Below are 12,649 nucleotides of genomic sequence, written 5' to 3'. Positions count from 1 at the left end.
AAGGAGGCCAGGAGCACGGATGTTCGCGTTCACCTGTGGTCGTTTGCCTGTGGTTACGGGTGCGAGGTCAGGTTCAGGCCTCAGTGGTGACTATGGTCACCCCGGCGAACGGACATGGTCCATGCCCATGGCGAAGTCTCAAACGGGGCCAATTGCGGAGCCATGGGACATAGATTCACTCGGCTTATTCGATCACCTCATCGGCCATGGCGAGGGTAGCAACGAGCCGACCCATCCACCACAGCTTCCAGTTGTGGAAATGCTGCTTACATGAGTGTCAGTCGTTGATTATGCCGAACGTCTCCGCTTACCCTCTTATGATAGCGGTCTCCGGGGCCTGCTGAGCGGCTTCGCCCGGCCTTGCTCCGGTTCACCCTCCTCAAGCAGCAGATCTTCGGAGCTCAACCTGCGCAGGGTCAAGCTCCGACTCAAGAACTCACACGGCGCTTCGCGATCTGTCTCAACTGACTGTTGCAACAGAATCGGCCAGCTGTGGACCGTTGAGAAGCAGCCACTCCGCCCGCTTAAGGGCCATGAGCACCCATTTTAATTCGAAGCTTGCTCAACCCCATCGTGATGTGGAAGCATTTTGGTACCCAAACCCTCAAGCAAACCGATCAGCGCAGAATGCACCTGCATCCAAGGCCTTCTTAAGTCGATTGCGGCCACAGCTATCTCGTGTCCGTCCAGGCGATACCTGTGCAAACATCCGTCACCTGGCGAGGCATATACGAGAGCACCGCGAACAGGCAGGCGCGGGGCTCTATCTGACGCATGCTTCATGTAGGCGAAGAGCTGATATAGATGACTAGATCTGATCTTCGGTGTCCCAGATGATCGCGGGAACGGATCAGCGTAGAACTTCGCGTCCATGACCACAGTACTGCGCGGAGATCGCAATACTATGTCGGTGCGCATAATAGGCATTAGGGTCGGATCGCCGCCTGGGCCCGAGTCGAACCGCCATCGCATGTCCTCGCGGCGCACCGTGAAAGCGCTCTGTTCATAGAAATAGAAATTCCTCAGGAAATCCTCAAATACGCGCGACATCCGCTCCTCATCACGCAAGATATCGAAAAAGCGACTGCCGGAACCAACCTCATCCGGCAGCATCGCGCGGCAAACAAACTCGCAAAGTCTCATGAGCGCAGAATATTGAGCGTTGTTGCGCGACAGTTGGACGTTCCGGAAAAGGCCAGGCCTCAACCTAAGCACTGAAACCGCTCCCATTCTCCCGCAAATCAAACGCAGCTCGTGCGCAAGTGAAGGTGCGATCAGACGATGGTTAGCCAATACGACAGCTGTCGACTTGATGATCTGGTTGTGTAGGACATCCTGACTAAGTTCATCGACCTGGCAGGAGATTGCGCCTCTTTGAAGCGTTTGCTCTTTGATTGTCCGATCAATGAGGAGGCGTCCTCGGGGCGATCTGAGTTCTTCCTCGAAGCTGATATAACCTCTGTCTAGGCCTCTCCGGAGCAGGCGACGAGCTCCATTGATTAATACCCGAGCAAAAAGATTCGGAAGATCCGGGCAATCATCGACCCCGGCTTCTGTAGATCCACCCTCCGGAAATCGTTCCCAAGCGTAGCAAAAAAGGTAATAGATATTACGAATGGGGATTGTCACGGCTCAGCCTTGAGCAGACGTTCTCGCCAATCGGCCGCTCTCTTGGGCTCATCAAACCAATACTCCTCGAGCAGAGGACGTATCTCGGTTTCAACGATGCGTTCGTACCACTCTTGGGAGTAGGAGCTCTCGTCGTAAGGTACAAAGAAGCTATGTCCAATTTGAAATCCAGGTCCAAGATTGATGGTGTCGCTAGCAATCGCTTCGTTCAACTCAATCATCCGCGACGTAATACGAATTAAAACGGCCTCCGGAATCTCCATAGCTAACAAATGTTCTCTGAATCGCGGTGATGAGAACTGCGGCGCAAGTGTTACGAACGCAAATCGGCGACGCAGCGCATAGTCAACCATGGAGAGGGATCGGTCCGCCGTGTTCATCATGCCGATGATGAAGAGGTTATCCGGTACATAGAATTTCTTGTCGTTGGGCCGGGCATAAGTCAGCCGAGTTGCCCACCTCAAATCCCTCTTGTCCTGTTCGATCAGGAGCATCAACTCTCCGAAAATTTTCGAGAGGTTGCCACGATTAATCTCATCGATGATGAGTACGTAGTCGCGACTGGGATCGGCGATTGCTGCCTGGCAAAACCGCACGAAGACGCCGTCTCTGATTTCAAAGCCTCCCGCGGTAGTCGGCCGATAGCCTTGGACGAAATCCTCATAAGCATAGGCCTGGTGAAACTGCACAGCTTCTATTCGGCTTGGAGCGTTGTGCCCCATCAAAGCAAACGCGAGTCGCTTGGCAACAAAGGACTTCCCGACACCGGGAGCTCCTTGGAGAATGATATTTTTCTTGGATCGCCAGACCGCAAGGATCCTCTCAACCTCTTCTTGCGACATAAACAGGCCTGACATGGCGTCGTGGATTGAATAGACCTCCTCCTCAATGGGAAGCGGGGCCGGATCCGGTGGTGACGTGAGATCTTGCGCGGCAGATCCTAGCTGGGTACCGACGATCTGATCATACGCTTTCAAGAGCACTTCCAGAGCGTGTTCGAACTGCTCGTCAGACGGAAAGTCGCGGACATCAAAACGCGCGTTCGCTATAGTGCCGGCCTTGTACTGTCGAACTCTCCACTTATCCGACTTTAGATCGATATCGCTGCCAAGCTTGAGGCCACTTTCTGTCACCCAGCCGATCTGGGCTTGATAACCTTCAGATCGTTCGCTTAACGTCCGAACGGCGGCGCTTCGACCGAGTTCATTGGCAAGGGAGGTCATACCCTGCATGAGGGTTGCATAGATGATGGAGAGGTCTTCAGATACGAGAAGTGCAACATAGATTCCGGACTGTGTACTGGTCGTCACCTCTCGATGTAGAAGGGCGATCCAGGGTACGCTAGCCCATATGCCCTTCCCAAGACTCCACTGTGTGGTGACGTGCGGACGTTTCGCAACACTGGCCAAATTATCTAATCTAGTTTGGATTTCCTCCATAAGATTCCAGAGATCAGGGACCTGGGAAAAGGGCTGCTGTCGAGCGACATCGAGCTTTTGGACCATCTCGCCGAATAGTGATGCGAAGGACCGTCCCACCGTAGCCGACTCGCCGCGCTCCAGAATAGGCTGGCGACCAGGCTCCGCTCGTATGGAAGATATGAGTGGCCGGAAGGTGTGTGCCATGCCACGCACGACAGCTGAGAGGTCCGCTGCGTCAAGCTCCTCTCCAACGAACCACCGCGTTATTCCCCCTCCACCTTCCTGAGCGCCTGCAGGAGATTTGAAGTAGCGGAGCCATGCTGAAAAATCGTCGAACTCACGTCGACCTGGTTCCAGCCGAGACTTGCGCCGGAAATCCCACTGGTTGCCGAGCGAGCGTTCGAGTTCAACCGCGGCTGCACTGCCGGGATCCGGCAATTGCCGATAAATCGCAGGTGCTGCTGCCCGAAGCCTAGCTTTAAGCTTTGCATCAGAGAAATCCGATGGATGCGTTGACACGTAGAAACCTAGCTCAACGCCTTTGCCGGATACAATTGCGAATAGCTGAGGATTGCCCAAAAACTCCGCAGCGTTCTCTCGACGATAAACGCCAAACCAAAGGTCCTTGGGATTCGCGCCTCGAACACCGCTCTTCAGGTGAAACCCGGAGGTGAGACGTACGTCATAATCGGCACTTCCTAGCTCCTCCTGGACCGCGCGCCCCAGCCGGCCCAACGCAGCATGTACCCTCTCGTAAGCAGCTCGCTCTTCTGAAGACAGGTCGGCGTATCTGGCGCGATCACGACTCGACCGCAGAAGTTCGACATCCCCAGATTGGATTTGAATGCGTTGAAGCTCGGAGGGACCTCTTACTTTGAATCCCAAGCTCTCGAGCTTGGTTCGCACCGTAGCGTCGCCCCCACTGAATTGATCAGACCGGAGCGGACCTTCTGTTGGGAACTGCTTACCAACAGCGACTCCCACAATGGCTTTGCTGTCATACTCCCTTCCCTCGTGCTCCAAATAGTATGTTCGAGTGGGGCCGTAGCCATAACGAGCGAGAAACGCCTCACGGCCAAGTTCATCGTACTCAGCGATGGCGCTGAGTACAGCGGACCTTTCGGTTAGTGCGGACAGCGACACGAGTTGCCCCCAAATCAGTTTCTACGATCACTCTCCACCAAACCAAGCGTCCCGATCAAGATCATGATGCTCAATTAGCTTGGATTGTGCCTCAATCGGTCCGTGCCTTCGCGGAATAGGATGTTCAGCACCGGGCCATCAATCAAACCTCGGCCGTCAGTCCGAAGGCTCAGAAGCCACCTCGATTAGATGATGCGGCAGCCTGACGGCTGATAGCTGATAACAAGTCTGGCGCTTTGATGACTTAGTACCTGCCGCAGTCTTGTGGCTGCTAGAATGCCAAACCCAGTCTTTCATATCGAGAAGTTGGTCGCGGAGCCCTGCCGTGTGATTTACGCGATGGCCTCGCCCGATAAAGTCAATCGCGCGTCCGATTTCAGGGAACAGGAATTTGTACTCGTCTGTGCCTCTGCTCCCGAAATAGCGAAAGTCCGCACTCAGGAGCACTTCTGCGCGAGAGTAGCCGGGCGCCCTACCGAGATCGCGTAGCAAGTCACGTTTGCTGGTATGGAATGTAACGCCATCACGAAGATGAAAGTGCCGACCAATTTCCTTGTACTCGTAAATGCAATCAGCCCGCGCAGCATACTTTTTCGCTCTATAGTATTCGCCATCGAACAATTTCTGCGTGACCCGGGCAATATAGATCAATGAATTGAGCGGATTGAGAGAATTTGCAGCAAAACCAAAAATCACGTCGTCGACTTCGGCGCTTGTTCGGATCGAAGGCTTGCAGATCGCGAGAGAGAGTAGACCTCTTCTAACGCAAGGCGCTACACCAGCATCGACCGTCAGCTTATAAAGGAACATTCGCATCGAGAGTATTCTCAGTTATTGCTCTGAAGCAAAATCGGTTTCCGAGCGTCGAGCCATTTTAAGAAGCGCGCCGGATCGCGAAATCTGGGCAGTCGCGCGCTGCGCTGCAGATAACCGTCCTTTACTGACAATCCACCCCAATCCGACAAAACGTCGTTACGAACGCGATATGCGCGATCTCGCCATTCTCCTATTGGCAAGCACTGCTTCAGCCTACCTGAAACACCCGGCTTCGCGACAACGACAACGTCTTGAGCAGAAGCATCCAAGACGCGGCGCGAATGTGCATTGATGTTGCGCAAAAACGGCGGCACATCGATAGCTGGCTTAATGTCCTGGACGACAAAAACGCCTATGATCGCGTAAACAAGCTGTGCTGCATGGGCATCACGCAGGCCCGAATAGAAGACTAGTAGGTCACCGCGCGAGAGAAAGGATTTGATCTGTTTCGCTCGCTCGCCTCGGTCACCATAGGTTAGGTGATCGAAGTCGGGATCCAGGTGCATGTGTCTACTGTGCAAATGTACCGGTAGGCTGCAGCCGAATTTTTCTACAAACGGTTGCAATGAGCTGTACGGAATTTCCATTCCGGGGTGAGTTTGACGCGACTCCGGGATTGCGACGTACACAAACTCGCCCGACTCGCTGTTAACGAGCCCGTTCCAAGACCCGCCCGCGACCGTTTGATCCGCGCCGACGCGGCAGAGCAAGGCATTCAAATTGACCTCCTCAATGGGGACAGATCTCTTTAGTGGGACGAATAGATTCCTCGATGAAAAGCATAGCCAACGAACACGAAGAACGTCTCGTCGTTATATCTAAAGACGCTCGTGCCGCATTAAGACAGGATTAATTGTCCCGCTGATCCCGATGCTTATCCCTGTCGACGGGGGTGGTCGTAGGCTTGAAAATGAAGACGTCCGTCGGTCGCTTGGCTTGTCTTTAGGGCGTTTTCCTCTCCTATCCCGAGAGGAAGGTCGGACCTGTTCCGTCGGTGAGCGTCGCCTCTCTGCCGCCGCTTTCAGCCAGCTGGCCGACGTTCAAAGCCGCCAATCGAACGTTATGGAACCCGCGGTTCCTTCGTCGGACGCTAAGGCGCAATCGAAGTGATGCCGATCGCGCCCTTCTTTTTTCTGAACAGGTCCGCAGAGAGCTACCGAAAATGACGTTGGCGGCGCTCCATCGGAACGCGGAGGAACTCCGAACCACGCTGCTTGCGGAGTAGCCGGGCTGGGATGAAAGGCGGCAACCGCTCGCAAGAAATGGGATTCCAGTGGGAGTCGGACGCAGAAGTGATTGAATCCCGCAGAAAAAATCTCCGACGTTCCAAAACCTGCAGTACCCGCGCCAGCGCCGCCGCATCGTTTCGAGTAGCACTGCTAGTTCGCGCTCAAAGCATCTTCCACGGTCATAGCTGGACAAGCCGCATAGAATGCCGCCTATTTCCTTCGCAGAACGCCGATAGTTCTGCCAATTCCGTTCTCGAAAAAGCGCGGCCTTCCGGATCGGTCTTTGGAAGCAAGCCCGATATCCACTTCTGGAACATTTCGTCTTGACGCAAGGCCATTTTCTTTGCGCCGTAAGTTTGAAGCTGACGCAGAGCGGTCGGAGCAAGTTCTTTGGGTCTCTTGAATCTTTCAAAATCGACACCGTCGATCCACTGGCGCGGTGTAAGGCCAATTCTTGTTCCAGTTCCGGAGAGATATGAATCGACCTGAGACAGGTATCGGTTGAATACCTGAATCGGCTCCGGTGCTATACGCAGCGCTTTCTTCCAAATAAACGCACGGACCTCTTGCCGCCCAATCTCAACCCGCTCGATCCAAAGCGGGTTGAACTTCTCTAAAAACCCTAAGCGCTGCACCTGCTGTGCTTTGTCTTCTGCCGATCCGATTTCGAACAGATTCCACAATGACAGGACCAGCTGCACCTTGCCGCTCCCGGAGGCCATGACGGCGGGTGCGTGACAACGCTATGATCGATATTAAGGCTCTGCATCACCCTTTCCGATTCGAACAAAACAACTGAAGATCAGATTGCCTTCGCGGCGCTCTTAAACAAACATTCTTCGATTTGCATCGAAAACCTTCGAGCGGTGTTTTCCCAGCTTAAGACGGAAGATAGATCAGCCTTTAGCCTTCTGGCCTGATCAAATGCTGCCTCCGGATTCGCAACAATCCGCTCTATTCGCAAAGCCCAATCGGCGGTTATAACGTCAGTGTCCTTGCCAGTGACATCAACCACCCATTCCCTTGCGATGCTGGCGACAGCTGGACTTAACTTTTCTTGTATCAACAGTTGGGCTAACCCGCTTTCTGCACTGATCAGAGCAGGAATTCCTGCCGCGATTGCTTCCAAGGCCGACAGACCAAATCCCTCTGAAGCAGACGGCATTAGAATAACGGAAGCTCCACAGATATCCTCCGCAATCTCGTCTTCAATTTGCGTATAAGGCCGACAAGTCACGTACGGTTCTGCGGCCTTATATCCGTCGATTGCTCGTATCTCATCGTCTACTCCTTCAAAAGTGAAACCGCGCATAATCAACTTTGGACGCGTCCAAGGATCACCGCGCCAATTCGAATTTATCTTGCTGATCGCGTGACACGCGATTGGCGCGCCTTTTAGAACCGGATCTTCGAACCGCGCAATGAGCAGACAATCGGCTCCTCTTGGACTGGAAACATCAACTACATGATTGACTAATGCCGGATTAAGCCCCGGCCACATTTGGACAACGGGTACATCCGCGCGGCTCAAACGACCGCTGATTTGACGAAAGATCCTAGGGCCTATTGCAACGACCATGTTCGCGGACTTGCATTGCTCGATCTGTACCTGCGCTTTCATTGCTCCTTTAAGAACCGACTGCGATCCTCGCGTCTTATGGCGCTCGATTTCCTCAGGTAACGTGTGAACGAAATGTATGTAAGGGACGCCGTAAACATCTTGAGCAATGTGTCGCGCCGCCGAGCCCGTGATATGGTCATGACCTATCACCAGCTCAGGCGCATATTCGTCCAATCCTCGTTTCGAAAACAGTAGAAGCCGTGCGATGATATCGTCAGCAGCTATGAAGGGGTCCGGGCGAGGCGTTACAATTTGCACGCCTGCGGCCCTTGCTTGGCTTATTTCGTGTGCGGCGGCATTCAAAACGATGCAAGTGACCTCGTGTCCCAATCGGGCGAGCGCAATGCAAAGTTCCCTGTTTAGGGTTGACACGCCGCCATGACCAGAGCGCCATTCGGTGGCTACAGATAGAATTGTTCGTCGATTGATGCGGGATGGTTCTCTGAAATCTTGGATCGCCGCTTCGATCCGTTCTGACGGTAACGCTTGTAGAACCTCCTCCACACCTTGAAGCGCATCCAAGCCAGCCGCAGCATTGCTCTCCAGTACCGTCTTTGTGCTTCGCGGCGGCTCTATGGACCCTTGCAGTGCAATCGTCGCTACCACCTCAGAGGGCTCCCTGAGCCTCCACGTGGTGGCATCAAGCGCTCTTCTGGCGTCCAGAACGTGATACTTCAGCCAAGGGGCTTCAGCAACTTCGGTAGCAATTCGTAAAGCAGATGCAACTGCGAGAGGCGTGCCAAGAGTTGTTAAGCGACGAAGGACGCCATGCCGTAGCTGATCTATTTCCTCGTCCGGCCCGACCCATCTTGCCCCACCTCTCTCTTTGTCCGAAGGGGGTGGAATTTCTCTGTAGGTCCAGATGAAGAAATCAGCGAGGTCCATCTCGCTCATCTTCGAAGTGAACGATGACTCGTAATCAAACGATCTTACTATCTGTAGAGCTAACTCCGTGTTCCTATCTTTGTACCGGGAAAAGACCGGCCACACGGTCGCGGGGTCGCTCTGCAGGACACTCGATGCCCCCGCTACAAACTCCTCAATAGAGTACACATCATTGGGTAGAGTCGAGTTGCGATCTAAGTCGTGCAACAGCTGGCTCACGACCGGTGCGTACGACTGCCTCGCTAAGCATCCGATAATGATTGCTCGGACCTTGCCCGGAGCAAGCCTTCTAAACATCGCCCAAAGGAAAGCTCCCAATCTTTCGTCGTAACTCTGGTCGAGTAGCCGAACCGCATTCCTTGCATCAAATTCAGAACCCTTACGAAACAGCCTGACCAACAGTCGCTGCACACGATCCGGCGCAAGCTCATACGCCCTGCGCACGATGATATTGCGCGCTTCTATTCCTTCGGAATCTTCGTTGAATGATACGAAAATGCTGGCACACCAATCTCGCCAAGCAGCTGCGGTCAACCCCAAAAAGGCAGCGCGGTCGAGTTTCAACAACAGTCGCAATGCTCGGTAACCCGCCGCAGCCGGACGATGAAAAGTGTTCGTACCTACCCAAGACGAACTCACGAGCTTATTCTCAGTTAGATATCGGACTGCTGTTATGAAAAGACGATCCCTGAGAAAATCCGTAATATTTGCCCAGAGAGGCGTCTCGGTTAGGTCCGACTTGAACTCTCCCTCGAGAATCCCTTGCTCATTCGCAAGAAACGCTAAGTTCAGCTCCCACCAGCCAAAGCTATTTTCAGCTTCGACCGTTCGCAATCGGTTCTCGAGCGCCTGCAAGGCATCGAAGCGCTTCTTCTTCACGTCCGCTTGCTCAGACTGCCGTCGCTTATAGTCGTCGCGCTGCCAATTGGACGTGGGTGAGTCGATTTGACAGCTGAATAGAGATTGCAGTCCGCTGGAAAGTACTTCGGAATCCTCTGCCGCGGCCCAAACAGCGCCGTACTCTTCTATGGAATCCTTCGGCATGACCGCAAGAATCAACTGCGCAGCCGCCGCCTCAGGAAACTGCTCACTGGGCGAGCGAATACGTTCTAGCAGCCACGGCAAATCGTCCAGGGTGAGCAGCGGAAAGGGAAATGCATATGCGAGCCATGACCAGCTTTCCGACGTGCTGCGCTTGACTATCTCTTGAACAAGAGACAATCGCCTTCCACTCTCACGAGAAATCCGAGACAAAATGTCGTCTGCGGACCTTTGTAGAATCGTGTATTTGGCGCTTGAAAATAGACCTAGGAATAGCTCCGCCACCGAACTGAGTACCGCTGGACGGTCAATAGAATCCCAGACGCGGTTCAAAATCCTCGGGATTGCCCGGTCAAATGTATAATCCCGCTCCTCGTAAGAGGCGACGACTGCAATCCAACCTAAGACCTCTTGCGCATCGGCATCGTTCAACTCCGGAAGCTCAAGTGTTGAGACGAAGGAAGCGTACGAACCAATCCAGCTACTGTTTTTTTCAGGCGTTAAGGAAGCAACAAGCTCCTTAACTGACAGATGTTTCGGCCACAGCGCCTTCAGCGCCCATCCCTTTAGCTCATCATTTTCGTCGGCGGGGCTACCGTGAATTAGCTCACGCAATCGTAGGCGGGATGCATCGTCCCCGACTTTTTCTACAGCAGCGGCAGCCTGAGTTCTGATGTGAAGATTTTCAGTCGGATCGAGCGCTATGCTTGCTAACGTGTGCGAAATGCCAAGCCCACCGTTAGCCTCCGCGATGTCGATAGCCGCTCGACGAGCGACAATGTCTTTTCCTCGGCCGACGATATAGGGGAGAAGTTGTTCAGCTAACCGAGGGTGCCCCAGCCGATCATACCTCAATCGGTCAAGCAAATTGAAATCATGTAGTTCTGCGCGGTCAAAGCGCTCCAAGAGCCCACGCACCAACGATTCTCGCGCCTCAGGCGAAGCTGAAGCTACGTCACTACTAAGAAGTATCTCAGGGTTAGATTCTGTGAGCGCATTGAAGAGCGCTCCGTCCATGCTGGCAAGCCAAGCGGAAACTTCCGATAGTTGCGGCGGTATTCGATCGCCTTCCGCCGAGCGGAGAAAATCGAGTATACTTTGAGGGGTGAGCTTTCGCTCAATCAAATAGTATGCCGCAAGAAACTCTGCGAAAGTTTGATGGCTCCAAACGAAGAGAGTTTCTCCGACCGGCGCGAAGAGGGGCGTTAATAGAGCTTGCTGGAGTTCAACTTCCTCGACCGGAAAGCTCCCGCTATCGGCTGGTTCATACCCACCCGATATCTCTGAAATGGCGACAATGCGTCCAGCTTCCTGAACGGATCGCACGTCGATTGCGATTTCGGTGCTGTTTGAAAAGATTGAGGCTGCGGCAATCCTGGCCGCGACCATCAACTGGGAGCGAGCGTCTAGCCGAACGTCCCTTCTGTTCTTGTTGGAAGCATCGATGGATGAAAGCAGGGCTTCGCGATAGAGTTGGGCACGCTTTACAGGCAATTCGGAATGTTGCTCGAAGACATCCAGCAACATATTCAGCGTGACTGGACGCTTTGCGAGTGCCTCTACCTCTCTCCGCTCGATCTGAGATAGAAATGCTTGTGTACGTTCCGGCGGCAACTCAGATGCTGCAACCTTGATGTCGGCTTCACTCAATTCTTGAAGCTCGTACGTCTGCGTGCCGACCTCTCCCCAGATGTCTTTCAAGGACGCTTCTAGCAGTGAAGGCCACTCCGCCGAACGGCAGGTTAGCCTTAGTTTCACTTCGCCAAGCTCCTTATGGATAGATACTTTGCGAAAGATCGACGAAAGCGCATCGTGCGACTGAGTAATTTGCGATAACGACTCATCCAACCCGTCAAGGAAGAGATTCCAAATCCTGCCTTGCAGCTCCAAGCGCTTAACTTTGGAGATCACGAGAGATTCAAGCTCCGCGATGCTCGTAAGTCGGCCCAAGGAGATTATGTCGGCTGCTTCGCCCCTAGCGATGCTGCTTTGAGCCTCTAGGTGTATCTCACTCGTTTTGCCAAGCCCCGGAGCGCCCAGAAGTACTAGGCACGGCACATCGCGCAGGGCAGAAAGGAAAACGCCTTCGGGGATATCACTTGAAAGTTCTTCGGACTTCGCTCCAATCCGCTTCCAGCATCGCTGCCAAAGATGAAAGTGCCTCGTCTTCATCATGTCCCCGCAACAACCTTCGGATGACAAACCAATATGATGTATCAGCTGCTATTCCAACGATAATTTTGGCCCACCATCGCAAAAATGGACGCCGACCACACCGGTTCAGTAGCCGCTTTCAGAATTTTCAATCGCTGCAACTATCCGTATTGTGGTTCTGAGCGGCAAAAATGCTTTGGCTTTCGAAATATTTTGAAAGCGCTCGCTTGCTGTAACTCCAAATCGTTGGCGTTCTCGTAAATCAGGTACCCTGTTTCAGGCCGGTATCCCGACGACCTGCAAGGCGGATCGGGATCGCAGTGGCCCCCGTCCAGATCTCGGCAAATATCGAAACAGTCGCTGCTCGGCCCCGGTACACATACGTCGAGGCGGCAGATTCCCGAATTTCGGACTCCCCAATTGGTCTAAGATTTTATCGCTTGGGGGAGATGGATTTGAAAATGGCCCCATCCAAAGCCGCTTCATCCCCGGAAAACAGGGAATCGTACTCCCTGAGCTGGTACGAAGGTCGAAAATGCATTCTCCAGGCCTATCGAGAGCAACTGAAGACGCTCGCCAGATTCTCCGGCACGAAAAGATCAGCAAAATCCGCGCGGATCGGGGGGGGTCGCGGGCTGGACAGTACGGCGCCCAAATTTGGCTGGCGGAGCGAGCAAGATTCGAACTCGCAGTACGAGCTTATGAATTGG

6 protein-coding genes are annotated in these 12,649 nt (G+C 53.6%); all 6 read right to left on the bottom strand.

Annotation, left to right across the window (positions count from 1 at the left end; genetic code table 11):
- Positions 1-546: 546 nt before the first annotated feature.
- Positions 547-1,629: a 5-methylcytosine restriction system specificity protein McrC gene (locus tag HCN58_RS10265; protein WP_171579224.1), complete on the bottom strand. Its 1,083-nt coding sequence runs from the start codon at positions 1,627-1,629 to the stop codon at positions 547-549.
- Positions 1,626-4,193, bottom strand: a complete 2,568-nt coding sequence (locus tag HCN58_RS37045; protein ID WP_512698830.1) for an MrcB family domain-containing protein — start codon at positions 4,191-4,193, stop codon at positions 1,626-1,628. The genes HCN58_RS10265 and HCN58_RS37045 overlap by 4 nt, the downstream gene beginning before the upstream one ends.
- A 156-nt stretch (positions 4,194-4,349) precedes the next feature.
- Positions 4,350-5,009, bottom strand: coding sequence for an Nmad2 family putative nucleotide modification protein (locus HCN58_RS10255; protein WP_171579222.1), 660 nt, complete (start codon positions 5,007-5,009; stop codon positions 4,350-4,352).
- Positions 5,010-5,020: 11 nt separating this feature from the next.
- The gene (locus HCN58_RS10250) at positions 5,021-5,728 is read right to left on the bottom strand and encodes an Nmad3 family putative nucleotide modification protein (protein WP_171579221.1); all 708 of its coding nucleotides are present in this window, start codon (positions 5,726-5,728) and stop codon (positions 5,021-5,023) included.
- A gap of 689 nt (positions 5,729-6,417) precedes the next feature.
- Entirely contained in the window at positions 6,418-6,939 is a 522-nt protein-coding gene (locus tag HCN58_RS10245; RefSeq protein WP_171579220.1) for a hypothetical protein, read from the bottom strand.
- Between the two features lie 101 nt (positions 6,940-7,040).
- A complete protein-coding gene (locus HCN58_RS10240) occupies positions 7,041-11,957 on the bottom strand; it encodes a glycosyltransferase family 4 protein (RefSeq protein ID WP_171579219.1) in 4,917 nt (1,638 codons plus the stop codon).
- Positions 11,958-12,649: the final 692 nt, after the last annotated feature.

The organism is Bradyrhizobium australiense (assembly GCF_013114825.1).
GTDB classification, from domain to species: Bacteria; Pseudomonadota; Alphaproteobacteria; order Rhizobiales; family Xanthobacteraceae; genus Bradyrhizobium; species Bradyrhizobium australiense.
Note: the sequence above shows the minus strand (reverse complement) of the source record. Positions and strands in the feature narration are given on the sequence as shown.